At 60.6% G+C, this 24,783-nt stretch carries 24 protein-coding genes; 19 read left to right on the top strand and 5 right to left on the bottom strand.

Annotated features, from left to right (window positions below):
- Positions 1-76: 76 nt before the first annotated feature.
- Positions 77-598, bottom strand: a complete 522-nt coding sequence (locus QRN20_RS25620) for a methylated-DNA--[protein]-cysteine S-methyltransferase (RefSeq protein WP_122434541.1) — start codon at positions 596-598, stop codon at positions 77-79.
- A complete protein-coding gene (locus QRN20_RS25615; protein ID WP_122429449.1) occupies positions 595-2,040 on the bottom strand; it encodes a DNA-3-methyladenine glycosylase 2 family protein in 1,446 nt (481 codons plus the stop codon). The genes QRN20_RS25620 and QRN20_RS25615 overlap by 4 nt, the downstream gene beginning before the upstream one ends.
- 196 nt (positions 2,041-2,236) lie before the next feature.
- On the opposite strand from QRN20_RS25615, the gene hemL reads away from it, so the two are divergent.
- The gene (gene hemL / locus QRN20_RS25610) at positions 2,237-3,520 is read left to right on the top strand and encodes a glutamate-1-semialdehyde 2,1-aminomutase (protein ID WP_043305311.1); all 1,284 of its coding nucleotides are present in this window, start codon (positions 2,237-2,239) and stop codon (positions 3,518-3,520) included.
- Positions 3,521-3,828: 308 nt separating this feature from the next.
- Positions 3,829-4,377 (top strand): tetratricopeptide repeat protein, encoded by a 549-nt coding sequence (locus tag QRN20_RS25605; RefSeq protein WP_058432603.1) that lies wholly within the window; start codon positions 3,829-3,831, stop codon positions 4,375-4,377.
- A gap of 36 nt (positions 4,378-4,413) precedes the next feature.
- Here QRN20_RS25605 and QRN20_RS25600 read toward each other — a convergent pair whose 3' ends face one another.
- On the bottom strand, positions 4,414-4,740 hold the full coding sequence (locus tag QRN20_RS25600; RefSeq protein WP_029244272.1) for a DUF1820 family protein: 327 nt from the start codon (positions 4,738-4,740) through the stop codon (positions 4,414-4,416).
- A gap of 128 nt (positions 4,741-4,868) precedes the next feature.
- On the opposite strand from QRN20_RS25600, the gene miaB reads away from it, so the two are divergent.
- From miaB to lnt, 5 genes are all read left to right on the top strand, one after another.
- Complete coding sequence (miaB, locus tag QRN20_RS25595) at positions 4,869-6,197, top strand: tRNA (N6-isopentenyl adenosine(37)-C2)-methylthiotransferase MiaB (protein ID WP_122585779.1); 1,329 nt, start codon at positions 4,869-4,871, stop codon at positions 6,195-6,197.
- Between the two features lie 169 nt (positions 6,198-6,366).
- Complete coding sequence (locus QRN20_RS25590) at positions 6,367-7,389, top strand: PhoH family protein (RefSeq protein ID WP_029244270.1); 1,023 nt, start codon at positions 6,367-6,369, stop codon at positions 7,387-7,389.
- Positions 7,382-7,879, top strand: coding sequence for an rRNA maturation RNase YbeY (gene ybeY, locus QRN20_RS25585; RefSeq protein WP_122592997.1), 498 nt, complete (start codon positions 7,382-7,384; stop codon positions 7,877-7,879). Before QRN20_RS25590 ends, ybeY begins: the two co-directional genes overlap by 8 nt.
- Positions 7,880-7,884: 5 nt before the next feature.
- Positions 7,885-8,727 (top strand): CorC family transporter, encoded by an 843-nt coding sequence (locus tag QRN20_RS25580; protein WP_025994144.1) that lies wholly within the window; start codon positions 7,885-7,887, stop codon positions 8,725-8,727.
- Positions 8,728-8,758: 31 nt separating this feature from the next.
- Positions 8,759-10,279, top strand: a complete 1,521-nt coding sequence (gene lnt / locus QRN20_RS25575) for an apolipoprotein N-acyltransferase (protein WP_285361510.1) — start codon at positions 8,759-8,761, stop codon at positions 10,277-10,279.
- A gap of 48 nt (positions 10,280-10,327) precedes the next feature.
- Here the strand turns inward: lnt and QRN20_RS25570 are convergent, their stop codons facing one another.
- Both QRN20_RS25570 and QRN20_RS25565 read right to left on the bottom strand, forming a co-directional pair.
- Entirely contained in the window at positions 10,328-11,089 is a 762-nt protein-coding gene (locus QRN20_RS25570; RefSeq protein ID WP_285361509.1) for a YdcF family protein, read from the bottom strand.
- Between the two features lie 102 nt (positions 11,090-11,191).
- Complete coding sequence (locus QRN20_RS25565; RefSeq protein WP_058432607.1) at positions 11,192-11,542, bottom strand: hypothetical protein; 351 nt, start codon at positions 11,540-11,542, stop codon at positions 11,192-11,194.
- Positions 11,543-11,853: 311 nt separating this feature from the next.
- Between QRN20_RS25565 and leuS the strand changes: the two genes are divergently transcribed.
- From leuS to urtD, 12 genes are all read left to right on the top strand, one after another.
- Positions 11,854-14,460 carry a leucine--tRNA ligase gene (gene leuS / locus QRN20_RS25560; protein ID WP_285361508.1) on the top strand — a complete coding sequence of 869 codons (2,607 nt, stop codon included), beginning with the start codon at positions 11,854-11,856 and terminating at the stop codon, positions 14,458-14,460.
- 87 nt (positions 14,461-14,547) lie between these two features.
- Positions 14,548-15,153: an LPS-assembly lipoprotein LptE gene (locus QRN20_RS25555; RefSeq protein ID WP_004885073.1), complete on the top strand. Its 606-nt coding sequence runs from the start codon at positions 14,548-14,550 to the stop codon at positions 15,151-15,153.
- Between the two features lie 42 nt (positions 15,154-15,195).
- Entirely contained in the window at positions 15,196-16,233 is a 1,038-nt protein-coding gene (gene holA, locus QRN20_RS25550) for a DNA polymerase III subunit delta (RefSeq protein ID WP_025994139.1), read from the top strand.
- 4 nt (positions 16,234-16,237) lie between these two features.
- Positions 16,238-16,444 (top strand): hypothetical protein, encoded by a 207-nt coding sequence (locus QRN20_RS25545; RefSeq protein ID WP_025994138.1) that lies wholly within the window; start codon positions 16,238-16,240, stop codon positions 16,442-16,444.
- A gap of 171 nt (positions 16,445-16,615) precedes the next feature.
- A complete protein-coding gene (locus QRN20_RS25540) occupies positions 16,616-17,005 on the top strand; it encodes a DUF2946 domain-containing protein (protein ID WP_285361507.1) in 390 nt (129 codons plus the stop codon).
- Positions 17,006-17,059: 54 nt separating this feature from the next.
- Entirely contained in the window at positions 17,060-17,521 is a 462-nt protein-coding gene (locus tag QRN20_RS25535) for a copper chaperone PCu(A)C (RefSeq protein ID WP_122412310.1), read from the top strand.
- A 22-nt stretch (positions 17,522-17,543) separates the two neighbouring features.
- The gene (locus QRN20_RS25530; RefSeq protein ID WP_502942253.1) at positions 17,544-17,978 is read left to right on the top strand and encodes a DUF2946 domain-containing protein; all 435 of its coding nucleotides are present in this window, start codon (positions 17,544-17,546) and stop codon (positions 17,976-17,978) included.
- 80 nt (positions 17,979-18,058) lie between these two features.
- Entirely contained in the window at positions 18,059-19,432 is a 1,374-nt protein-coding gene (locus QRN20_RS25525; protein ID WP_285361503.1) for a PepSY-associated TM helix domain-containing protein, read from the top strand.
- Between the two features lie 322 nt (positions 19,433-19,754).
- Positions 19,755-21,020, top strand: coding sequence for an urea ABC transporter substrate-binding protein (gene urtA / locus QRN20_RS25520; protein ID WP_025994132.1), 1,266 nt, complete (start codon positions 19,755-19,757; stop codon positions 21,018-21,020).
- Between the two features lie 157 nt (positions 21,021-21,177).
- Positions 21,178-22,767, top strand: a complete 1,590-nt coding sequence (gene urtB, locus QRN20_RS25515) for an urea ABC transporter permease subunit UrtB (protein ID WP_285361501.1) — start codon at positions 21,178-21,180, stop codon at positions 22,765-22,767.
- Positions 22,767-23,846 (top strand): urea ABC transporter permease subunit UrtC, encoded by a 1,080-nt coding sequence (gene urtC, locus QRN20_RS25510; RefSeq protein WP_057410086.1) that lies wholly within the window; start codon positions 22,767-22,769, stop codon positions 23,844-23,846. The genes urtB and urtC overlap by 1 nt, the downstream gene beginning before the upstream one ends.
- Positions 23,843-24,703: an urea ABC transporter ATP-binding protein UrtD gene (gene urtD / locus QRN20_RS25505; protein WP_058432614.1), complete on the top strand. Its 861-nt coding sequence runs from the start codon at positions 23,843-23,845 to the stop codon at positions 24,701-24,703. The genes urtC and urtD overlap by 4 nt, the downstream gene beginning before the upstream one ends.
- Positions 24,704-24,783 lie beyond the last annotated feature (80 nt).

The following is a 24,783-nucleotide window of genomic DNA, read 5'->3' as shown; positions in this document are numbered from 1 at the left end:
TATAACGATGAGTGCTCCGCGTGGGCATGCAGCCCGTGACGCTCTGCGTCACATCCCGGCGCGAGAGCAATCAGGGCTAAGCCTGCCCCACCAGCTTGAACTCGAAATCCGGCATGCCGGTCGCATTTTCCAGTGCCAGCAGTGCGCGTTTGCGGTCGACGCCACCGGCATAACCGGTCAGATCGCCACCCGAGCCGATGACCCGGTGGCACGGCACGATGATGGAGATCGGGTTCTTGCCATTGGCGGTGCCCACTGCCCGCGAATGACCAGGGCTCAGGCCCATCTTTCTTGCCATCGCTCCGTAGGAAATCATCTCGCCATAAGGAATGCGCGCCAGTTCCGCCCAGACCTGTTCCTGAAACGGCGTGCCGCGCATGCGCAGCGGCACATCGAAGGCCCGGCGCTCGCCGCGAAAGAACTCGGTCAGTTGCTCCTGCGCCATCCGCACCACTCTGGGCACGTGCTGGTCGTCGGGCATCATCACCAGACCGGGATAGTGCTTCTGGCCGATGAAGTAAACGCCAGTCAGCGCATCGTCCTCGACACGCAGGGCGATGTCGCCCAAGGGACTTGAAAGCAGATAGCCGGGAATCATGATGGTCTCTCCTCACGTTGATGCCAGACATGCACGGTCGCGTAGGCTCGCCACGGCGCCCACTGGCTCGCATGCTCGTTGAGTTGCGCAGCCGTCGTGCAACCCAGGCGTTTTTTGAGCACCGCATCACCTTCGGGAAACGCATTGGGCCAGCCCAGGGCGCGCATGGCAATGTATTGCACGGTCCACTCGCCGATGCCGCGAATGTGTCGCAGCGCAGCCAGCGTTTCGTCCAGCGGCACCAGCGGCTCAAGCAGGATCCGCCCCGCCGCCACTTCCTCGGCAACCGCGATGATCGCCTCGGCGCGAATGCGGATCAGGCCGGTGGCGATCAGGTCCTCATAATGCAGGGCTGCGATGGCCTGCGCGGTCGGAAACGCATGATGCAGCCCGAAGGGTGCAGTGCTGACCGGTGTGCCGAATCGTTCAGCAATCCGGCCCAGAATCGCTCGTGCATTGAGCACCGAGATCTGCTGGCCGACCACCGCCCGCACCGCAATTTCGAAGCCGTCGAACGCGCCGGGAACACGCATGCCGTGCAGATCGCCAATAAGCGGTCCAAGGTGCGCATCGACCAGATCAGGTCGGCAGCCAGTGTCGAACACCCTCCGCACCCGCCCGAGCACCACCGCGACCGCCGATTGCAACGAGGCCGACATGGTCACCACCAGCGCATGCCGCAGCGGTGCATCGGTCACGCTGATCCAGCCCGAGACCTTGCGCCCCGCATGCTCGACTTCGATGACCCGTGCATAAACGTCGTCACTTACATGCTCGACTCCGGCGATGCAGCGATGCGCGAGAAACGCCAGCACACCTTTCCACGAAAATGGCGGCCGGTAGGACAGTTCGAAGCGCAGTTCGGCGTCGTCGGCTTTGTGCGCTGCCTTCCTCAGCCGCGTCGGATTCAGGCCGTAGCGCGTCTGAAAGACATCATTGAAACGTCGCACGCTGCCAAAACCTGCCGCCAGCGCCACCTCGGTCATGGACAATCCGGTGTCGGTCAACAGGCGCTTGGCAATCAACAAACGTTGCGTCTGTGCGAAATCAATCATCGAGACGCCAAACTCGGCTTCAAAAATCCGTCGCAGGTGCCGTGCCGTGACACCGACTCGCTCAGCCAACGCATCCAGTGTTCTGCCACTCAGAAAGCCCTCCTCTATCAACCGGGCCGCGGCCTGTGCCAGCCTGCTCGACATGTCCAACAGGCTTTGTCCGGGAGCCAGCTCCGGACGGCAACGCAGGCACGGACGAAACCCCGCCTGCTCGGCTGCCGCAGCCGTTCTGTAGAAACTGCAGTTTCTGGCCTGCGGCGCACGCACCGGGCACATCGGCCGACAATAAATACCGGTGGACGACACGCCCATGAAAAACCAGCCGTCAAACCGGCGGTCCCTGGCGATAAACGCGGCGTAGCAGATAGTGGGATCGAGAGTGTTCATGGGCAGACTCTATTCCAGGCTCCGGTAAAAGTCTGGCTGAATTCGGACATGTGCATCTGACCGGCGCTCATCATTTGTTATAGTGGCGCCTCCTGCGCTTTCTCTGGCTCACGCCTCTCCAATAAAGCAGTCACTGCTCACCTCGGCTGACGCCAGCGTAGACCCGACTTCCTCGTTTCAAAGCAGAGACCCGATCATGTCCCGTTCCGAAACACTGTTCGCCAATGCTCAAAAACATATTCCCGGTGGCGTGAACTCGCCGGTTCGTGCGTTCAAGAGCGTGGGTGGCACACCGCTGTTCTTCAAGCACGCTGCTGGCGCTTACGTGACTGATGAAGACGATAAACGCTACGTTGACTACGTGGGTTCCTGGGGCCCGATGATTCTTGGCCACAGCCACCCGGAAGTGCTCGACGCAGTGCGCAGCCAACTGGAACACGGCCTGTCCTATGGCGCACCGACCGCCATGGAAACCGAGATGGCCGATCTGGTCTGCTCGCTGGTGCCGTCGATGGAAATGGTGCGCATGGTCAGCTCCGGCACTGAAGCCACCATGAGCGCCATCCGTCTGGCCCGTGGTTACACCGGCCGCGACAGCATCATCAAATTCGAAGGCTGCTACCACGGCCACTCCGACAGCCTGCTGGTCAAGGCTGGTTCCGGCGCACTGACCCTGGGTGTACCGAGCTCGCCGGGCGTACCTGCAGCCTTTGCCAAACACACCCTGACCGTGCCGTTCAACGACCTGGAAGCGGTGCGTGAAATGCTGGCGCAAGTGGGCCAGGAAGTCGCGTGCATCATCGTCGAGCCGGTGGCCGGCAACATGAACTGCGTACCGCCAGCGCCGGGTTATCTGCAAGGCCTGCGCGACTTGTGCGACGAGCACGGCGTGGTACTGATTTTCGACGAAGTCATGACCGGTTTCCGCGTTGCCCTCGGCGGCGCACAGGCGTACTACGGCGTGACGCCAGACCTGAGCACCTTCGGCAAGATCATCGGCGGTGGCATGCCGGTCGGCTGCTTCGGCGGCAAACGCGAAATCATGTCGCACATCGCCCCGCTCGGCCCGGTCTATCAGGCAGGCACGCTGTCCGGCAACCCGCTGGCAATGGCTGCCGGTCTGACCACGCTGCGCCTGATCAGCCGTCCGGGCTTCCACGATGAACTGAGCGATTACACCCGTCGCCTGCTGGAAGGCCTGCAACAGCGTGCCGATGCCGCTGGCATTGCGTTCGTGACCACCCAGGCGGGCGGCATGTTCGGCCTGTACTTCAGCGATGCCAGGGAAATCGTCACCTTCCAGGACGTGATGACCAGTGACGCCGACCGCTTCAAGCGCTTCTTCCATCTGATGCTCGAAGGCGGTGTGTATCTGGCGCCAAGCGCGTTCGAAGCAGGCTTCACTTCCATTGCCCATGGCGATGCCGAATTGCAGCTGACGCTGGACGCTGCCGAAAAGGCCTTCGCTGCGCTTAAATAAGCCGCTGCGGATGATTCGTGCAGGCAAGTTTCGCCTGCGCGAATCATATCGATGAATGAAACTGAACGTTGTTGCAGCAATTAGCTTCTACACTGCAGTGCGATTGACGTGATCAATCGACGCAAACATGGGAAACGACTGTCTTGCTTCAGGGTTTTTCGCCTGAGGGTCCGTAGTTTTTTACTGGCCGTGCAGCAGAAAATCCGTAAAGACTTTGTAAGGTTGGCTCTGCTTATTTCATAATGCGCAGCCAGCACGTTTAGCTGGTCGGGCACGCCCGCACCTTTTTCAGAGGTAAGTCGACTTCCATGAACCGCACCGGCCGCACCCTTGCATTGGGCTGCCTGTTGCTTGTCTATCCTCTGCTGGCTACTGCCGGCAGCAACTCGTTGTTGATCCCAGCGATGGGTCGCTGCACCCTCAATACTCAGCCTGAGAACCTGCCCGCTGCACTTACAGCCTGTCAGCAGGCCGCTCAGTCCGGGGATGCACAGGCGCAGTACGAGTTGGGTGAGTTCTATTACGAAGGCAAGAATGTACCTCGCGATCTGCCACAGGCCCTCGGTTATTTCGAGCAGGCTTCGTTGCAGGGTCACGCGCAGGCGCAATATCAGTTGGGCCTGATGTTCAGTCGTGGCGAAGGTGTGCAGGCCAATAACATCCAGGCCTATATCGTGCTGAAGATGGCAGCGGTCAACGGATCTGAAGATGCACTGGACGCAGCGGACGAAGTGTCGGCAAAAATGAAGCGCGACGAGCTGGAAGTCGCCACTCAGGTACTGGGACAGATTTTCCGCAAATACCTCATGGAACTGCAAACGGCCGAAGGTCGCAGCCCATTCTCCCCATTGCCCTGATCGATTGTCTTCAGGGCAACAGTCTCGACTCTCTGGTTATTTTTCCGGCATCGGCATGGGAAACGGCATCACATTGCTGACGCCCTTTGCTTCGCTGATCTTCGGCGTGCCCATGCGCTCGACTTCATCGATACGCACGATCGAATGCATCGGCACGAAACTGCGCACCACGCCCTCGAACTGGGCCTTGAGCTTTTCTTCGCTCGGATCGACCACCACTGTCGTGCGCTCGCCGAAGACGAACTCTTCCACTTCCAGAAAACCCCACAGATCGCTTTGATAGATCTGCTTGGCGTACATCTCGAACACCTGGCCCTGGTTGAGGAAAATCACCTTATAGATTGGAGCTTCGCGTTTGATCATGGTTGGCGGGTAACGATTCGCGGATGAAAAAGGGGCACGCACTATAGCATGCCCGTCGGATCGCCCCTAGGAACCCAAGCGTATCGCCCCTATAATGCGCGGTTCTTTGAACCAGCTGATGATCACGAATGGCCAAGAAGCTTTATATCGAAACCCACGGTTGCCAGATGAACGAGTACGACAGCTCGCGCATGGTCGACCTGCTGGGCGAACATCAGGCCCTGGAAGTCACCGCCCGCGCGGAAGACGCCGACGTGATCCTGCTCAACACCTGCTCGATTCGCGAACGCGCCCAGGACCGGGTGTACTCCCAACTGGGCCGCTGGCGCGAACTGAAACTGGCCAACCCGGAAATGGTGATTGCCGTTGGCGGCTGTGTAGCCAGTCAGGAAGGCGCGGCCATCCGCGACCGCGCGCCCTACGTGGACGTGGTCTTCGGCCCGCAGACCCTGCACCGCCTGCCGGAAATGATCGACGCCGCACGCATCACGCGCCTGCCGCAGGTCGACGTCTCGTTCCCGGAAATCGAAAAATTCGACCATTTGCCCGAACCACGCGTCGATGGCCCGAGTGCCTACGTGTCGGTGATGGAAGGCTGCAGCAAGTACTGCACGTTCTGCGTGGTGCCTTACACCCGTGGCGAAGAAGTCAGCCGACCGTTTGATGACGTGCTCACCGAAGTCATTCATCTGGCGGAAAACGGTGTGCGCGAAGTCACGTTGCTGGGTCAGAACGTCAACGGTTATCGCGGTGCCATGCACGACGGGCGTGTTGCAGACCTGGCGGACCTGATCCGCGTGGTCGCTGCAGTCGATGGCATCGACCGCATTCGCTATACCACGTCGCACCCGCTGGAGTTTTCCGACAGCCTGATACAGGCCCACGCCGAAGTGCCTGAGCTGGTCAAACACCTGCATTTGCCGGTGCAGTCGGGCTCGGACCGTATTCTGGCGGCCATGAAGCGCAACCACACCACGCTGGAATACAAGTCCAAGCTGCGCAAGCTCAAGGCCGCCGTTCCGGGCATCTGCATCAGCTCCGACTTTATCGTCGGCTTTCCGGGTGAAACCGAGAAAGACTTCGAAAACACCATGAAGCTGATCGAGGATGTCGGTTTCGACTTCTCGTTCTCGTTCGTCTACAGCCCGCGCCCCGGCACACCGGCGGCCGATCTGAAAGACGAAACGCCGGAAGCCCTGAAGAAAGAACGTCTGGCCGCGCTGCAACAACGGCTCAACCAGCAGGGTTTCGAGATCAGCCGACAGATGGTTGGCAGCACCCAGCGCATTCTGGTGACCGACTACTCCAAGAAGGACCCCGGCGAGCTGCAGGGCCGTACCGAGAACAACCGGATCGTCAATTTCCGCTGCGACAACCCGAAACTGATCGGCCAGTTCGCCGACGTGCATATCGATGACGCACAGCCTCATTCCCTGCGCGGATCTCTGCTTCAATAACCCTTGCGCCCCGTCGCGGAAACGAATGGCCGAATGAATTCGTTTCCGTGCGGTCCCTACCATTGAGCACGGTGAATCCTCCATGCAGAAGGCAAGGCTTTCGCCTGACCACCGCCAGGGAGTATTCTTCAATACATCTCAATTGCCGCCGGACGGCCATTAAAAGACCTTGAACGCACCCATAGAACCTCATCGTTTCACCCTCGAACCTTTCGAGGCCCATCGTTTCGCCAACCTGTGCGGGCAACTCGACGAGCATCTGCGCTTGATCGAACAACGCCTGGACATCGAGATCCGCAATCGCGGCAATCAGTTCGAGCTCATTGGCGACTCCAAACACACCACCTCGGCCGAAAATCTGTTGCGCCGTCTGTACCGGGAAACCAAGGGTACCGACCTGACGCCGGATATGGTTCACCTGTTCCTGCAGGAATCGGGCGTCGACGGGCTGGATAACCACCCGGCCGCCGAAGTCGGCGTTGCGTTGCGCACCAAAAAGGGCATGATCCGCCCGCGTGGCATCAACCAGCAGCGCTACGTCAAAGAGATCCTCGGCAACGACATCAACTTTGGCATCGGCCCTGCCGGTACCGGCAAGACCTACCTCGCTGTCGCCTGCGCAGTCGATGCGCTGGAGCGTGAGCAGATCCGTCGCATCCTGCTGGTGCGCCCTGCGGTTGAAGCGGGTGAAAAACTCGGTTTTCTGCCCGGCGACCTCGCCCAGAAGATCGACCCGTACCTGCGACCGCTCTACGACGCGCTTTACGAGATGCTCGGCTTCGAGGTCGTTGCCAAGCTGATCGAGAAACAGGTCATTGAAGTGGCACCGCTGGCTTACATGCGCGGACGCACCCTTAATAACAGCTTCATCATTCTCGACGAAAGTCAGAACACCACCGTCGAGCAGATGAAGATGTTCCTGACCCGTATCGGCTTCGGCTCCACCGCCGTGATCACCGGCGACATCACCCAGGTCGACTTGCCCAAGGGCACCAAGTCGGGTCTGACGCATGTCATCGATGTGCTCAAGGACGTGCCGGGCATCAGCTTCACGCACTTCAAGCCCAAGGACGTGGTTCGCCACCCGTTGGTGCAACGCATCGTTGAGGCCTATGAGCGCTTCGATGATCGTTTCAGCGACGGCTCGTCGAGCAACAACAGTTACTCACGGGACAAGAACCGCGATGCTTGAGCTGGACCTGCAAGTCGCAAGCGAAACCCCTGCGCCGACCGAAGCCCAGTTCCGCCTCTGGTGTGAAATGGGCCTGCGTCAGCGCAGTGCCGACTCCGAACTGACCATCAGACTGGTCGATGAAGTCGAAGGACGTGAACTCAATCACACCTGGCGGCACAAGGATTACGCCACCAACGTGCTGTCCTTCCAGGCAGATGTACCGGATGACATGCTGGATATCCCGTTGCTGGGCGATCTGGTCATCTGCGTACCGGTGGTGAATCGCGAAGCGACCGAACAGAACAAGACCGTTGACGCCCACTGGGCGCACATGGTGATTCACGGCTGTCTTCATCTGCTCGGTTACGACCATATCGACGATGAAGAAGCCGAAGAGATGGAAGCGCTGGAACGAACGTTGCTTGATGAGTTGGGCTATCCCGACCCTTATGCCGACGACGACACCGAACCTCAACATTCAGAAACATCAAGCAAGGACCACGAGTAAGGGCTATGAGCGAAGACCGATCGAGCAACGGACAAAAGTCATGGCTGGGTAAACTGACCCAGGCTTTTGTCCATGAGCCGAAAAACCGCCAGGAGCTGCTTGAGCTGCTGCGCGAAGCCCACCAGAACAAATTGCTGGACAGCGAAGCGCTGGCCATCGTCGAGGGAGCCATCCAGGTTGCCGACCTGCAGGTACGCGACATCATGGTGCCGCGCTCGCAGATGATCAGCATCAAGGCGACCCAGACACCCCGCGAATTCCTTCCCGCCGTCATTGATGCCGCGCACTCGCGCTATCCGGTGATCGGCGAGAGCCACGACGACGTCCTCGGCGTGCTGCTGGCCAAGGATCTGCTGCCGCTGATCCTCAAGCCCGACGGCGACAGTGACGATGTCAAGAAACTGTTGCGCCCGGCGACCTTCGTGCCGGAGTCCAAGCGTCTCAACGTTCTGTTGCGCGAATTCCGCGCCAACCACAACCACATGGCCATCGTCATCGACGAGTACGGCGGTGTGGCAGGTCTGGTGACGATTGAAGACGTGCTGGAACAGATCGTCGGCGACATCGAAGACGAGCATGACGTCGAGGAAGACAGTTTCATCAAGCCGCTGCCCAGCGGTGACTTCCTGGTCAAGGCCCTCACGCCGGTTGAAAACTTCAACGAGTTCTTCGACAGCGAGTTTTCCGACGAAGAGTTCGACACCGTCGGCGGCCTCGTGATGAATGCTTTCGGCCACCTGCCCAAGCGCAACGAAATCACCGAAATCGGTGCCTATCGTTTCCGCATCCTGAGCGCAGACAGCCGTCGCATCCACTTGCTGCGTCTGAGCCCCATCAATCGCCCGTAACACCACCCTGATGCCGCTTTAAGGAACCTACATGCGCTGGATTACGCGTCCCGGCTGGCCCGGCAACCTGCTGGCCGTCGTCGCTGGCGGACTCACGACCCTGGCATTGGCACCGTTCAATGTCTGGCCACTGATCCTGGTGGCAGTCGCAGTGTTTTATCTGGGGCTGCGCGAACTGAGTCCGCGCCAGGCGCTGGGACGCGGCTGGTGCTACGGCTTCGGCCTGTTCGGCGCTGGTACCAGCTGGATCTACGTCAGCATTCACACCTACGGCGGCGCTTCGGTGCTGCTGGCCGGGTTGTTGATGCTGGCGTTCATCGCCGCCATCGCACTGTTCTTCGCCCTTCCCGCCTGGGTCTGGGCGCGCTGGCTGCGGCGTAACGAAGCGCCACTGGCCGACGCGCTGGCGTTCGCTGCACTGTGGCTGGGCCAGGAAGCGTTTCGTGGCTGGTTCCTTACCGGTTTCCCCTGGCTGTATTCCGGCTACAGCCAGCTCGACGGACCGTTGGCGGGGCTTGCACCGGTGGGCGGCGTCTGGCTGATTTCCTTCGCACTGGGCCTGACCGCTGCATTGTTGTGCAATCTGCACCGCTTGCGGGCGCGTAAATCCTTTCTGGCGATTGGCGTGCTGCTGTTGCTGGCGCCCTGGGTCGCCGGACTGGCACTCAAGGGTTATGCCTGGACATCGCCGTCCGGCAAGCCACTCAAAGTGGTCACCCTGCAGGGCAATATCGAACAAAGCATGAAGTGGGACCCGCAGAAGCTTAACGACCAGTTGGCGCTGTACCGCGACATGACCTTCAGGTCGCAACAGGCCGACCTGATCGTCTGGCCGGAAACCGCCGTACCTGTGCTCAAGGAAAGCGCCGAAGGCTATCTGTCGATGATGGGCAAATTCGCCTCCGAGCGTGGCGCGGCGCTGATCACTGGCGTGCCCGTGCGCGAACTGACCGGGCGCGGCGAATACCGCTACTACAACGGCATCACCGTGGTCGGCCAGGGTGACGGCACCTATTACAAGCAGAAACTCGTTCCATTCGGCGAATACGTGCCGCTGCAGGACGTATTACGCGGTTTGATCGCGTTCTTCGACCTGCCGATGTCGGACTTCGCCCGAGGCCCGGACGATCAGGCACTGCTGCAGGCCAAGGGTTATCACATCGCGCCCTTCATCTGCTACGAAGTGGTCTACCCCGAATTTGCCGCAGGCCTGTCGGCCCAGAGCGATCTGTTGCTGACGGTCAGTAACGACACCTGGTTCGGCACTTCGATCGGCCCGCTGCAGCATTTGCAAATGGCCCAGATGCGCGCGCTTGAAGCCGGACGCTGGATGATTCGCGCCACCAACAACGGCGTGACAGGACTCATCGATCCGTTCGGCAGGATCACCGTGCAGATTCCGCAGTTCGAGCGTGGCGTGTTGTATGGCGACGTAGTGCCGATGCAAGGCCTGACGCCTTACCTGCACTGGCGTTCGTGGCCTGTGGCGATCATTTGCCTGCTGCTGTTTGGCTGGGCGTTGCTGGCAGCCCGCATCTCCAAGACGGTCTGATTGGGCTTCAGAGCAATCCCGGGTTTGGGCGGGATTGCTTCTGATCACCTAGGGGTAAATCAGCGGATAGACCAGCAAGCCCATCGCTTCGTTGAGCAATACGCCGCTCTGCATGAACACCCGGCTCTCGGGCAGCCAGCCGCCGAACGGCCGGGCATTGTCCACGCCCAGAAAACCCACGGGCGCACCCACCACGGTAAAACCGGCCCTCTCGAAGCTCCAGCGCGCCCTCGGCATGTGCCAGGCCTGCGTCACCAGCACGACTCGCTTGATCCCTTGAGGCTGCAGAATACCAGCGGTCAGCCTGGCGTTCTCCCAGGTCGTCCGGCTCAGATCTTCCTGCCAGCGCACGGCGACGCCGAAATCATCCTGCAGCGACTGCGCCATGATCGCCGCTTCACTGGGAGGCTCGTCATAGTGCAGGCCGCCCGTTGTCAGCACGGGCAGCCCGGACGCCTTGGACAGGCGCGCCGCCAGCCGCAGCCGCTCCAGACCAATGCCCGTGGGTACATCGCTTCCCCAGGTCGGCGAATTGCGCTCGCGCCCGCTGCCCAGCACCACAATCGCGTCGGCCTGCTGCGCCAGACTCGCCCACTGCGCCTGCGGCAGGGGCGGAACCTGCTCCATTCTGCCTGCGCCCCACTCCACGACAACCGGCAGGCTCATCAGCCACAACCCGCCAAGGCCGGTCACGAAGCACACGGCAGCGATACGCGGCCGCGAACGTCGCAACCACCAGGCCAGAATCAGCAATAGAAAGAGAATGCCGGGAGGCAGAAGAAGGGTCTTGAGCAGGTAACGCAAAGGCATCGGACATCTCCAGAGATGCCCGAAGCCTAAAAGGTTTGAAGCTAAGCAACAATGCTTAAAAGGCAGGCCCGCAGCCTGCCGGGGGAAAGCCTGATCGTTGTATCAGTTGTTGCGGCCTGACCGCATCGATGACCTGCCACGCTTTCGATCTTTCAGCCAGATGATAGTGGCTGATTGTCCAGGCGTCCTGGCCAAACTGGTCTGCTCCGGTGATCGCGTGAAACTGCCCTTTGACTTACCCTTGACAGCCCCGTTTGCCGCCATCGCGCCTTTTTCAAGGTAGGCCTCGATCCACTCGAACTCGGCACTGCTCAACCCTTTGAGCTCCAGTACGGCAGGCGACTCGTTTCGGAGCCGAACCGCAGTACTTGCCATTTCAAGAGCAAGCCCGAGACGATCGATCAAACGTTCATACAGCTCATAAGTGCTTACAGTGTGCTGCAACTCTGTCATCCGCTCACCTCACTGAAGATAGAACATACCCTCGAGAATGAGCTTAGCGCTGCTGCCGGAACAGGCGGATAAGGGCGACCAACGGCCAGAGACGGCGGTTGGACGGGGCCGTGGCTGCCGCGCATAGCAATCAGGACTCCCTCGATAGACGGCGCTCATGTATGCTACGACGCTTCCTGCCATTCCACTTCCGCTCTCTTGAGCCTGTACGCACCGCACAGACAGTTGCAATTGTCCGGCAAGCGGTGCAGACCTGACTCGGCGAAGCAATGAAGAGGTCAAGGGTCACTAATCTTTAGTCAAAAGTAGCCATGCACGAACTCTATCAGCCCCGCGAAATCGAAGCCGCCGCCCAGACCTTCTGGGAAGAGCAAAAGTCTTTTGAAGTCAGTGAACAGCCAGGCAAGGAAACCTACTACTGCCTGTCGATGTTCCCTTACCCCAGCGGCAAGCTGCACATGGGTCATGTGCGCAACTACACCATCGGTGATGTGATCTCCCGCTACCAGCGCATGCTGGGCAAGAACGTCCTGCAGCCACTGGGCTGGGACGCTTTCGGCATGCCGGCGGAAAACGCGGCCATCGACAACAACGTCGCGCCAGCGAAGTGGACCTACGAAAACATCGATTACATGAAGACCCAGCTCAAGAGCCTGGGCCTGGCCATCGACTGGTCGCGTGAAATCACCACCTGCAAGCCTGATTACTATCGCTGGGAACAATGGCTGTTCACTCGCCTGTTCGAGAAAGGCGTGATCTACCGCAAGAACGGCACCGTGAACTGGGACCCGGTCGACCAGACTGTTCTGGCCAACGAGCAGGTCATCGACGGTCGCGGCTGGCGTTCGGGCGCGCTGATCGAGAAGCGCGAAATCCCGATGTACTACTTCAAGATCACCGCTTATGCGGATGAGCTGCTGGAGAGCCTCGACGAACTGCCGGGCTGGCCTGAACAGGTCAAGACCATGCAGCGCAACTGGATCGGCAAATCCCGCGGCATGGAAGTGCAGTTCCCTTACGATCAGACCAGCATCGGCGAAGCCGGTACCCTGAAAGTCTTCACCACCCGTCCCGACACGCTGATGGGCGCAACCTACGTGGCAGTGGCCGCCGAGCACCCGCTCGCGACCCTAGCGGCGAAGGAAGACGCGCAACTGCAAGCGTTCATCGATGAATGCAAGGGCGGCAGCGTTGCTGAAGCGGACGTTGCCACCCAGGAAAAGAAAGGTCTGCCGACATCGCTGTTCGTCGAGCACCCGCTGACCGGCGAGAAGCTGCCGGTGTGGGTCGCCAACTATGTGCTGATGCATTACGGCGACGGCGCGGTCATGGCTGTGCCTGCGCACGACGAGCGTGACTTCGAATTCGCCACCAAATACTACTTGCCGATCAAGGCCGTGGTGCGCACCAGCGCAGGCGACGAAACCCCGGCACCGTGGCAGGAAGCCTACGGCGAGCACGGCGTGCTGATCAATTCCGGCGAGTTCGACGGCCTGGACTTCACCGCCGCGTTCGACGCGATGGAAGCTGCGCTGGTCAAGAAAGGCCTGGGTCAGTCACGCACCCAGTTCCGCCTGCGCGACTGGGGCATCAGCCGTCAGCGCTACTGGGGCTGCCCGATTCCGATCGTGCACTGCGACACGTGTGGTGACGTGCCGGTCCCTGAAGATCAATTGCCCGTGGTGCTGCCGGAAGATGTCGTGCCGGATGGCGCAGGCTCACCGCTGGCGCGCATGCCCGAGTTCTACGAGTGCAAGTGCCCGAAATGCGGCGCACCGGCCAAGCGCGAAACCGACACCATGGACACCTTCGTCGAGTCCTCCTGGTATTACGCACGCTACGCTTCCCCGCATTACGAAGGTGGCCTGGTCGAGCCGAACGCCGCCAACCACTGGCTGCCGGTCGATCAGTACATCGGCGGTATCGAGCACGCCATCCTGCACCTGCTGTACGCACGCTTCTTCCACAAGCTGATGCGCGATGAAGGTCTGGTGACGTCCAACGAGCCGTTCAAGAACCTGCTGACCCAGGGCATGGTCAACGCCGAAACCTACTTCCGCATGGAAACCAGCGGCAAGAAGACCTGGATCAACCCGGCCGACGTGACGCTGGAGCGTGACGCCAAGGCCAAGGTGATCAGTGCCAAGCTGACCAGCGACGGCCTGCCGGTTGAGATCGGCGGCACCGAAAAGATGTCGAAGTCGAAGAAAAACGGCATCGACCCGCAGACCATGATCGATCAGTACGGCGCAGACACCTGCCGCCTGTTCATGATGTTCGCCTCGCCACCTGACATGAGTCTGGAATGGTCCGATTCCGGCGTCGAAGGCTCGAGCCGCTTCCTGCGTCGCGTCTGGCGTCTGGCACAGGCCCATGTCGCGCAGGGTGTGTCCGGCAAGCTGGATACGGCCGCGTTGAGCGATGATCAGAAGGCGATCCGCCGTTCAATTCATCAGGCGATCAAACAGGCGAGCCAGGATATTGGTCAGAACCAGAAATTCAACACCGCCATCGCTCAGGTGATGACGCTGATGAACGTGCTGGAAAAGGTCCCGCAGGCCACTGCACAGGATCGCGCCCTGCTTCAGGAAGGGCTGGAAACCGTCACCCTACTGCTGGCGCCGATCACGCCGCACATCAGCCACGAGCTGTGGAAGGAACTGGGCCACACTACGCCAGTCATTGATGCAGGCTGGCCTGCGCTGGATGAAAGCGCTCTCGTGCAGGACACGCTGCAACTGGTGATCCAGGTCAACGGCAAGCTGCGCGGTCACATCGAGATGCCTGCCAGCGCCAGCCGCGAAGAAGTGGAAGCCGCTGCCCGGATCAACGAGAACGTACTGCGCTTCATTGATGGCCTGACGATCCGCAAGGTCATCGTTGTGCCAGGAAAACTGGTCAATATCGTCGCAAGCTGATGAGATCGGGCACCCGGCAGACCGGGTGCCGAACATATTTCCAAGGGACGCGAAGTCGGCCCACAAGGATTCAAGGGGAGCATCAAGATGATCAAACGCAATTTGCTGGTGATGGGCCTTGCCGTTCTGCTGAGCGCCTGCGGCTTTCATCTGCGTGGCACCGGCACGACCGATCTGGCCATCAAGGAACTGGATGTCAGCGCGCGTAATGCCTACGGCGAAACCGTTACCCAGCTCACGCGTGTACTGACCAGCTCCGGCGTGAAGGTCTACACCGGCGCGCCGTACAAGCTGGTACTGGTCAACGAAGCCGAAACACAACGTAACGCCAGCTTCAGCGGCTCGGGCCGTTCGGCCGAGTATCAGCTGACCACGACGCTCAACTATGAAGTGCGTGGCGAGAAAGACCGCTTCCTGCTCGGCGACAAGGTCAGCGTGGACCGTTCCTACGTACACGATGGCAACAACCTGACCGGCTCCGATCAGGAAGCGGCTCAGGTACGTGGCGAAATGCGCAACGAGCTGATTCAGAGAATGATGGCGCGTCTGCAGCAACTGACGCCGTCTCGCCTGGACGAACTGCAGGCCAAGGCCGACGCAGTTGCCAAGGCTGAGGCCGACGCTCTGGAAGAAGCTCAGCGTATTCGTGACTCAACACCTCAACAGTCGCCTGTTGAAATCCCGAACAGGTAAATGTCCGGGGGCCGGTTCGCCGACCCCGGCATCCTTTCGACGATGAAACTCGCCCCCGCCCAACTCGGCAAGCACCTGCAAGGCACGCTCGCACCGGTCTACGTGATCAGTGGTGACGACCCGTTGCTCTGCCAGGAAGCTGCCGACGCCATCCGCACAGCGGCCCGCCAGCAAGGTTTCGACGAACGCCAGGTGTTCAGCGCCGATGCCAGCTTTGACTGGGGCACGCTGCTGCAGGCCGGCGCCAGCATGTCGCTGTTTGCCGAACGTCGCCTTCTGGAACTGCGTCTGCCTTCCGGCAAGCCCGGTGACAAGGGTGCTGCTGCTCTGATCGAATACTGCGCCCGGCCTGCTGAAGACACACTGCTTCTGATCAGCCTGCCCAAGCTCGACGGCAGCGCGCAGAAAACCAAATGGGGCAAGGCGCTGGTCGAAGGCGCGCAGACTCAGTTTGTGCAGATCTGGCCAGTGGACATTGGCCAGTTGCCGCAATGGATTCGTCAGCGCCTGTCACAGGCGGGGCTTGCGGCGACTCAGGATGCGGTCGAACTGATTGCCGCACGTGTCGAAGGCAACCTGCTGGCCGCTGCGCAGGAAATCGAAAAGCTCAAGCTGATGGCCGAGGACGGGCAGATTACCGTCGAAACCGTGCAGGCGGCGGTGGCCGACAGTGCCCGGTTCGATGTATTCGGCCTGACCGATGCCGTACTCAATGGCGAAGCGGCGCATGCCTTGCGCATGCTGGAAGGGCTTCGCGGCGAAGGGGTCGAAACGCCGGTGATTCTCTGGGCGCTCACCCGCGAACTGCGGGCGCTGGCCAACATGTCCCTGCAATTCAGCCAGGGCGTGCCGATGGACAAGATATTCAGCTCAGCCCGTCCGCCGGTCTGGGACAAACGCAAACCGCTGATGAGCAAGGCCCTGCAACGTCATTCGGCGAAGCGCTGGAGCCAGTTGCTCATGGATGCGCAACGTATCGATGCGCAGATCAAGGGTCAGGCAGCAGGCTCACCATGGAGCAGCCTGAGTCGGCTCGCGCTGTTGATGGCCGGACAACGGTTGCCGTTACCAGCGGAGTGATCCCGTGTCAGACGCATTCTTTCAGCTCTTCTTCGAAATCCCGCTTCGTTATATCTGCTATCCCATCGGCTGGCCTATCGTGCGGATCGTGACGTGGGGTAAATACCCGAAGAAAGGCTCCTGGCTCAAAGACAACTGGCAAGCCGGATGGACCAGCGCCACCGGATTCGTGATTCTTGTGTTTTCTATCGTCGCACTGTTCGTGCATTGAGCAAGTGGGTGCCGTCAGCAACGGCATACACCCGCCAACCGAAGCGCAGCCAGCCTGAAAGAAACGATTCTTCAAGAGCCGCGACACCCCGTCACTCCCTGCCCTTTTTACTTATCCCCCTCATTCAGGCTAAATGGTGGGGTTGATCACCCGACACGAACGGAACCTGTGATGTCTCAACGACGCACAACAACGGTCTGGATTGCCTGCTTTGCAGTGCTGTTCAGTCTGCTGGCCATGCCACTGTCACCCAGCACGCCACGTGTGGCCGGGGAGCAGGTGCTGTGGGGAGCGTTCTGTGGTGGTGGCGGCACCCGACTGGTTGCCATTCCACTGGGCGAAGCGTCGCAAGGCATGGCCGACGATCAGCAGCACCCATCCACGATGCAGCATTGCCCGTGCTGTTCAGGGTCGGTATTCGTCGTTGTTCAGCCCGGTTTCAGCCACGGGCTGGTGGCGCGCCTGGAGCCTGAGCGCTTTGCGCCTGCGATTTTTCTGATTCATGCCTCGCCGCGTCTGCAATGGCCGAGCGCCAATCCGCGAGCCTCTCCGCCGGTCTGATACCCCGTTTGCCCGTGCCTCGATGCACCTGAATGGATTGACCGGAGAACCCCAATGCTCAAGAAAGCCCTCGTGCTGGCCGCTCTGCTGCTGCCTGCCTGTTTCGCCCACGCTCACCAGTACACCGCTGGCAAGATCATGATCGCCCACCCATGGTCCATGGAGCTGCCGCCCAATGCGCCAAACGTAGCCGCCTATTTCGTGCTCGAAAACAAAGGTGATACAGGCGACCGACTGCTCGGCGTCGACACCCCGATTGCAGGTCAGGCCCAACTGCATGAACACATTCAGGCAGATGGCCTGATGAAAATGCAGCAGGTGCAGACCGTAGACGTGCCTGCCGGGGCGACCGTGACCTTCGCGCCCATGGCCTGGCACGTGATGCTGCTGGACATCAAAGACCGCTCGAAGCTGCTCGTCGGACAACGCTTTCCAATGACGCTGCATTTCGAGAAGGCCGGAGATGTTGAGGTGCAGGTCGTGGTACAAAAGCAGGCACCCGAACACCAGCACTGAGTAGCCTTCCAGATTGAGCGCCATGCGCCGAGACCGCGAACGATCAGCCGCCCCAGATAAAAACCGGGGGGCGTGGCTGAGCCTGTTCGCCATGTTGATGATCTTCATCGGTCCACTGATTTCCCAGTCGATGCCGATGGATCAGCACGCCGGCATGTCGATGCCGCCTGCCATGTCGATGGACATGGGCAGTTCGGCCGACAGCCATGCTCATCACGGCAGTGAACACGCCACTCCGACTGACGCAGGCGCGAGCGACCATGCGCTGTGGGCCAAATGCGGCTACTGCACGCTGCTGTTCAGTTGCCCTGCGCTTCCCTATGTCCCGGTGCTGGTCGCAGCGGCTCCGCCCGGGCATGCAGACTTTTTCGCGGCGCAGCCCCTGCTCGGGCATGCGCGGCGAGCGATCTTCCCCAATGCCCGGAGTCGGGCACCCCCAACGCTGCTCACAGCCTGAAACCAGAAATTTCATGACCGTACGCAGCCAGCGGCTGCGCGCAGGTTGTGCTGTGTTATCCCTATTCGGGAGCGTTGACCGTGTCAAAACCCACCGTTTCTTTCTATAACCTGGCCTGGCGATGGCATTTTTACGCCGGATTGTTCGTTGCGCCCTTCATGATTCTGTTGTCGCTGACCGGGATGATTTACCTGTTCAAGCCACAACTCGACAACCTGATGTACAGCGACCTGCTGAGCGTGACGCCTGCTCACCACCGGATCAGTGCCGATGAATTGCAACAGCGTGTACTGAGCACTTACCCACAGGCCGCCATCAGCAAGTATTTCCCGCCCGTGAGCGCCGAAGGCAGCGCGCAGTTCGTGATTCGTGATGAGGGCCGTGAGGTAAACGTCTTCGTCGATCCGTATCGCGGCGAGATTCTGGGCACTCAGGATGCGAAGCAGAACCTGCAGGCCATTGCCCGCGCGCTGCATGGCGAGCTGATGATCGGCACTGTCGGTGACCGGCTGATCGAACTGGCGGCAGGCTGGGGCATCATGCTGGTGATTTCCGGGCTGTACCTCTGGTGGCCACGCGGCTCACGCGTCGCAGGCGTGCTATGGCCCCGGCTGACTGCGCGAGGTCGCGTGCTGTGGAAGGACCTGCATGCGGTGACTGGCTTCTGGGGGTCACTGATTCTGCTGTTCATGCTGCTCAGCGGCATGACCTGGACCGGCATGTGGGGCAAACAGTACGCAGCGGTCTGGAACACCTTCCCGGCTGCGATGTGGACCGACGTGCCCAAGTCCACGCAAATGGCCGGCGAACTCAACACCGCCAGCGCCCAGACCGTGCCGTGGGCAATGGAAAACACACCGATGCCGCAATCGACCGGTGAGCATGCCGAGCACATGCATCAGCACGGCATGTCGGCAGGCCCGGCAGCGCCGAAGATCAGCCTGCAACAGGTGGTCGACATCGCAACCGCCAAGGGCATCGAGCCTGGCTACAGCATCACGGCCCCCAAGACTGCCGAAGGCGTGTTCACGGTATCGGTGTTTGCCGATGATCCACGCAACGACGCCACCCTGCATATCGACCAGTACAACGGCAAGGTGCTGGCGGATGTAGGCTGGCAGGATTACAGCCTGGTTTCACGGGCAACCGAGATGGGCGTGATGCTGCACGAGGGCAAGTTTTTCGGCTGGATCAATCAGTTGCTGATCTTCCTCGCCTGTCTGATGATCCTGCTCAGCGCCGTCAGCGGGTTGGTGATCTGGTGGAAACGTCGTCCTCAGGGCGGCCTCGGCGTACCGCCACTGCGCCACGACCTGCCCCGCTGGAAAACCGCCATGGTGATCATGTTTGGCATCGCGGTCGCGTTTCCGCTGGTGGGGGTTTCGTTGGTGGTCGTCTGGCTATTTGACCGAATAGTTTTCTCCCGCTTTGCTAATTCCTCGGCAGCAGCTTAAATTGCACGCGGCGGGGCCTGAAACCGGCGGGCGGTTTTGTGATGAATTCCTCACCTGACAGGATCAGGTCTCGTTCTTTAAAGTTACAAAAAAAGCCGCCTTCGGGCGGCTTTTCTCGTTATGCGCACCCTGCGCACCAATATTGCCCCTCACTTCGCACCAGCCTCCCCTGCCAGCTCCACTTCAGTGCACTCCGATGGCTGCGACGCTCCCGAAGGCCCCTTCCAAAGCGTTTTCTCAGGCTGGGCACAGCCTTTGCTTGGAAGCCTTCAAAGAGTCGTTCTGCCAATCCAAAAAAAAACAGATCAACGGAGCCCGTCCAATGAAGCGTCGCAGCCTGATCAAAGCCTTCACCCTGTCCGCATCCATCGCAGCCATGGGCCTGTCATGGACCGTTCAGGCCGCCGAAACCATCAAGGTCGGCATCCTGCATTCGCTTTCCGGCACCATGGCCATTTCCGAGACTTCGCTGAAAGACATGGCGCTGATGACCATTGACGAGATCAATGCCAAAGGCGGCGTGAACGGCAAGATGCTGGAGCCGGTGGTCGTAGACCCGGCATCCAACTGGCCGCTGTTCGCCGAAAAGGGCCGTCAGCTGCTGACTCAGGATAAGGTCGCCGTGGTGTTCGGCTGCTGGACCTCCGTTTCGCGCAAATCGGTCCTGCCGGTCTTCGAAGAACTCAACGGTCTGTTGTTCTACCCGGTTCAGTACGAAGGCGAAGAGATGTCGCCAAACGTGTTCTACACCGGTGCAGCGCCTAACCAGCAGGCCATTCCTGCGGTCGAGTACGTGATGAGCGAAGACGGCGGCGAAGCCAAGCGCTTCTTCCTGCTGGGCACCGACTACGTCTACCCGCGTACCACCAACAAGATTCTGCGCGCATTCCTGCATTCCAAAGGTGTGAAGGACAGCGACATCGAAGAGGTCTACACCCCGTTCGGCCACGCCGATTACCAGACCATCGTGGCGAACATCAAGAAATTCTCCGCTGGCGGCAAGACGGCGGTCATCTCCACCGTCAATGGCGACTCCAACGTGCCGTTCTACAAGGAACTGGCCAACCAGGGCCTGAAAGCCACCGACGTACCGGTCGTGGCCTTCTCGGTGGGCGAAGAAGAACTGCGCGGCATCGACACCAAACCGCTGGTCGGTCACCTCGCGGCCTGGAACTACTTCCAGTCGGTCGAGAACCCGGTCAACAAGAAGTTCGTCGCTGACTGGAAAGCCTACGCCAAGAAGAAAAACCTGCCGGGCGCTGACAAGGCCGTGACCAACGACCCGATGGAAGCCACGTACGTCGGTATCCACATGTGGGCGCAGGCGGTCGAGAAAGCCAAGTCCACCGACGTCGACAAGGTTCGTGAAGCAATGGCCGGACAGACCTTCGCCGCGCCGTCCGGCTTCACCCTGACCATGGACAAGACCAACCACCACCTGCACAAGCCGGTGATGATCGGTGAAGTCGAGGAAAACGGTCAGTTCAACGTGGTCTGGCAGACCAAGGAGCCGATCCGCGCCCAGCCGTGGAGCCCGTACATCCCTGGCAACGACAAGAAGCCGGACCATGCGGTGAAGAGCAACTGATCAGCGCTCATATGATCGTTCCCACGCTCCCGCGTGGGAACGCCGCTCAGGACGTTCCGCGTCCGCTCTGGAACGTGACGCAGAGCGTCTCGGGCGGCATGCCAATGCGGACCATCGGCACGATCAACCCGCACGAACATGAATCAAGGCCATTGATATGCCCTCTTACCTTTACCGCCTGATCCTTGCCATCACCCTGTTGCTGCCTTTCGCGGCGCAGGCCAGTGACGCGGGTGATTTCGCAGCGGCCAGTTCTTCGCAACAGGCAGAATTGCTTGAAGCCTGGGCGGCCAAGCCTATTCCTGAGCGGGTCGAGTTGCTTGAAGCACTGCGCGACGGCCGAGTGGCTGCGGACAGTAGCAAGCGGGCCTGGATCGAGAACAATGACACCTATGTCGCGGTGGACGCCGATGTCCCGGCTGCGGCAGATGCCCCTACACCTGATGAACCGCGCAAACTGCGCCTGAACAACCGGCTGCGGGGTCTGGTCGAGACCGCGCTGGCCAGCCACCAACTGCTGGCAGCCGATGTAAAGCTGCGCATGGCCGCCGCTCTGCAACTGCAGAAAAGCGCGCGCCCTGCGCAACTGGACCTGCTGAGCCAGCGCGTGGCGACCGAAACAGACTCAAGCGTCAAAGACGCACTGACCCTGGCACTGGCCAACCTGCAACTGGTCGACAGCAGCCCCAGCGTGCGCCTTGCCGCTGTGCGCCTGCTGGGCGAAACCGGTGATCCGCTGGCCCGCACCCGCCTTGAATCGTTGCTGTCGCCGGGCGTTGAAACCGACGCGTCGGTGCGCATTGCCGCCGAAACCAGCCTTGCCCAAGTCAAACGCAAACTGATGATCGGTGAGATCCTCGGTCAGGCCTTCAGCGGCATGTCGCTGGGCTCGATCCTGCTGCTGGCGGCGCTGGGCCTGGCGATCACGTTCGGCCTGCTGGGCGTGATCAACATGGCCCACGGCGAAATGCTGATGCTGGGTGCCTACTCGACCTATGTCGTGCAGTTGATGTTTCAGCGCTACGCACCAGGCGCCATCGAGTTTTACCCGCTGGTGGCGCTGCCCGTCGCGTTCTTCGTCACGGCGCTGATCGGCATGGCACTGGAGCGCACGGTAATTCGTCATCTGTATGGCCGTCCGCTGGAAACCCTGCTCGCCACCTGGGGCATCAGCCTGATGCTGATTCAGGCCGTGCGCCTGGCCTTCGGTGCGCAGAACGTTGAAGTTGCCAACCCGGAGTGGTTGTCCGGCGGTATTCAAGTACTGCCCAATCTGGTGCTGCCTTACAACCGTATCGTGATCATCGCCTTCGCGTTGTTCGTGGTGATGCTGACCTGGCTGTTGCTGAACAAGACCCGCCTGGGCCTGAACGTGCGCGCCGTGACACAGAACCGCAACATGGCCGCCTGCTGCGGCGTGCCTACCGGACGCATCGACATGATGGCCTTCGGGCTGGGCTCCGGCATCGCAGGACTGGGCGGTGTCGCCCTGAGCCAGATCGGCAACGTCGGCCCGGACCTGGGCCAGAGCTACATCATCGACTCGTTCCTGGTAGTGGTGCTCGGCGGCGTCGGGCAGCTGGCAGGCAGCGTGATGGCGGCTTTCGGGCTGGGCATCGCCAACAAGATTCTCGAACCGCAGATCGGCGCCGTGCTGGGCAAGATCCTGATCCTGGCGCTGATCATTCTGTTTATCCAGAAACGTCCGCAAGGCCTCTTCGCATTGAAAGGACGGGTGATCGACTGATGAGCCAGCCATTGATGGTAACTGCTGCACAAAAGGTCGGCCCCAAAGGCACCCTGACGGTGGGCATTCTGGTATTGGCTGTTTTGCTGGCCATGCCTTTGCTCTCGTTGCTGCCCGCCGATAACAGCCTGCAGGTGTCGGCCTACACCCTGACGCTGGTAGGCAAGATTCTCTGCTACGCCATTGTCGCTCTGGCACTGGATCTGGTCTGGGGTTATGCCGGGCTTCTATCGCTGGGCCACGGCCTGTTCTTCGCGCTGGGCGGTTATGCCATGGGCATGTACCTGATGCGCCAGGCGGCGGGCGACGGTCTGCCGGCGTTCATGACCTTCCTGTCGTGGACCGAGCTGCCGTGGTACTGGGCCGGCACTGACAACTTCCTGTGGGCCATGTGTCTGGTGGTTCTGGCGCCGGGCCTGCTGGCGCTGGTGTTCGGTTTCTTCGCCTTCCGCTCGCGGATCAAGGGCGTGTATTTCTCGATCATGACCCAGGCGCTGACCTTCGCGGGTATGTTGCTGTTCTTCCGCAACGAAACCGGTTTCGGCGGCAACAACGGCTTCACCAACTTTCGCAGCATTCTGGGTTTCAGCATCAGCTCGCAGGGCACCCGTGCAACGCTGTTTCTGGCGACCGTGATTCTGCTGGTGGTCAGCCTGTACATCGGCTGGCGGCTGGCACAGAGCAAGTTCGGCCGGGTGCTGACCGCCTTGCGCGATGCGGAAAACCGCCTGATGTTCTGCGGCTACGACCCACGCGGCTTCAAGCTGTTCGTCTGGGTCCTGAGCGCGGTCCTGTGCGGCCTGGCGGGTGCGTTGTATGTGCCGCAGGTCGGCATCATCAACCCGAGCGAAATGTCGCCGACCAACTCCATCGAAGCGGCGGTCTGGGTGGCGCTGGGCGGACGCGGCACGCTGATCGGCCCGCTGCTGGGTGCCGGTCTGGTCAACGGCATGAAGAGCTGGTTCACCGTGGCATTCCCGGAGTACTGGCTGTTCTTTCTCGGCGCGCTGTTCATCATCGTCACGCTCTACTTGCCCAAAGGCGTCATCGGCGTACTGAAGAAAAGGAGCGAGTCATGAAAACCACGCCAACGCCTTCTTTCATGCTGGAGCCGGTGCTGGACCCCAACTCCGATGCAGGCACCAGCCGCGACGCGCTCGGTCTGGGCCAAAGCGCCGGCAAGGGACTGAACACACGCCACGGCACGATCCTGACTCTGGAAGACATCAGCGTCAGCTTCGACGGTTTCAAGGCGCTCAATGACCTGAATCTGTACATCAGCGTCGGCGAGCTGCGCTGCATCATCGGCCCCAATGGCGCAGGCAAGACCACGCTGATGGACGTGATCACCGGCAAGACCCGGCCCAGCCACGGCAAGGCCTGGTTCGGCGAAACGCTGGACCTGACGCAGATGAGCGAAGTACAGATCGCCCAGGCCGGGATCGGCCGCAAGTTCCAGAAGCCCACAGTGTTCGAAGCACTGAGTGTGTTTGAGAATCTGGAACTGGCGCAGAAGACCGACAAGTCGGTGTGGGCCAGCCTGCGGGCGCGCCTGAACGGCGAACAGCGCGACCGCATCAACGAGGTGCTGGAAACCATTCGCCTGACAGGCTCCATGCAGCGCCCGGCAGGGCTGCTGTCACACGGTCAGAAGCAGTTTCTGGAAATCGGCATGCTGCTCGTTCAGGACCCGCAATTGCTGCTGCTCGATGAGCCAGTCGCAGGCATGACCGATGCCGAAACCGAATTCACCGCCGAACTGTTCAAAAGCCTGGCGGGCAAGCATTCGCTGATGGTGGTCGAGCACGACATGGGCTTTGTCGGCTCGATTGCCGACCACGTGACCGTACTGCACCAGGGCAGCGTACTGGCCGAAGGCTCATTGAACGATGTGCAGGCAGACGAACGCGTGATCGAGGTGTACCTGGGCCGTTGAGGCTGACGTGATCGCTCCCACTCCACGCTCATCGTTATACACAAGTCATTTGGCTACCCAGTGAGGCAGCGGCACTGATG

It is taken from the genome of Pseudomonas sp. fls2-241-TYG-175 (genome assembly GCF_030209155.1).
GTDB classification, from domain to species: domain Bacteria; phylum Pseudomonadota; class Gammaproteobacteria; order Pseudomonadales; family Pseudomonadaceae; genus Aquipseudomonas; species Aquipseudomonas viridiflava.
This window is presented reverse-complemented; position numbering and strand designations above follow the sequence as displayed.

Excerpts from the sequence above, each read along its gene's own strand:
- QRN20_RS25620 (WP_122434541.1), bottom strand. The coding sequence starts at position 598 with ATGATTCCCGGCTATCTGCTTTCAAGTCCCTTGGGCGACATCGCCCTG.
- QRN20_RS25615 (WP_122429449.1), bottom strand. The coding sequence starts at position 2,040 with ATGAACACTCTCGATCCCACTATCTGCTACGCCGCGTTTATCGCCAGG.
- hemL (WP_043305311.1), top strand. The coding sequence starts at position 2,237 with ATGTCCCGTTCCGAAACACTGTTCGCCAATGCTCAAAAACATATTCCC.
- QRN20_RS25605 (WP_058432603.1), top strand. The coding sequence starts at position 3,829 with ATGAACCGCACCGGCCGCACCCTTGCATTGGGCTGCCTGTTGCTTGTC.
- QRN20_RS25600 (WP_029244272.1), bottom strand. The coding sequence starts at position 4,740 with ATGATCAAACGCGAAGCTCCAATCTATAAGGTGATTTTCCTCAACCAG.
- miaB (WP_122585779.1), top strand. The coding sequence starts at position 4,869 with ATGGCCAAGAAGCTTTATATCGAAACCCACGGTTGCCAGATGAACGAG.
- ybeY (WP_122592997.1), top strand. The coding sequence starts at position 7,382 with ATGCTTGAGCTGGACCTGCAAGTCGCAAGCGAAACCCCTGCGCCGACC.
- QRN20_RS25580 (WP_025994144.1), top strand. The coding sequence starts at position 7,885 with ATGAGCGAAGACCGATCGAGCAACGGACAAAAGTCATGGCTGGGTAAA.
- lnt (WP_285361510.1), top strand. The coding sequence starts at position 8,759 with ATGCGCTGGATTACGCGTCCCGGCTGGCCCGGCAACCTGCTGGCCGTC.
- QRN20_RS25570 (WP_285361509.1), bottom strand. The coding sequence starts at position 11,089 with ATGCCTTTGCGTTACCTGCTCAAGACCCTTCTTCTGCCTCCCGGCATT.
- QRN20_RS25565 (WP_058432607.1), bottom strand. The coding sequence starts at position 11,542 with ATGACAGAGTTGCAGCACACTGTAAGCACTTATGAGCTGTATGAACGT.
- leuS (WP_285361508.1), top strand. The coding sequence starts at position 11,854 with ATGCACGAACTCTATCAGCCCCGCGAAATCGAAGCCGCCGCCCAGACC.
- QRN20_RS25555 (WP_004885073.1), top strand. The coding sequence starts at position 14,548 with ATGATCAAACGCAATTTGCTGGTGATGGGCCTTGCCGTTCTGCTGAGC.
- holA (WP_025994139.1), top strand. The coding sequence starts at position 15,196 with ATGAAACTCGCCCCCGCCCAACTCGGCAAGCACCTGCAAGGCACGCTC.
- QRN20_RS25540 (WP_285361507.1), top strand. The coding sequence starts at position 16,616 with ATGTCTCAACGACGCACAACAACGGTCTGGATTGCCTGCTTTGCAGTG.
- QRN20_RS25535 (WP_122412310.1), top strand. The coding sequence starts at position 17,060 with ATGCTCAAGAAAGCCCTCGTGCTGGCCGCTCTGCTGCTGCCTGCCTGT.
- QRN20_RS25530 (WP_502942253.1), top strand. The coding sequence starts at position 17,544 with ATGCGCCGAGACCGCGAACGATCAGCCGCCCCAGATAAAAACCGGGGG.
- urtA (WP_025994132.1), top strand. The coding sequence starts at position 19,755 with ATGAAGCGTCGCAGCCTGATCAAAGCCTTCACCCTGTCCGCATCCATC.
- urtB (WP_285361501.1), top strand. The coding sequence starts at position 21,178 with ATGCCCTCTTACCTTTACCGCCTGATCCTTGCCATCACCCTGTTGCTG.
- urtC (WP_057410086.1), top strand. The coding sequence starts at position 22,767 with ATGAGCCAGCCATTGATGGTAACTGCTGCACAAAAGGTCGGCCCCAAA.
- urtD (WP_058432614.1), top strand. The coding sequence starts at position 23,843 with ATGAAAACCACGCCAACGCCTTCTTTCATGCTGGAGCCGGTGCTGGAC.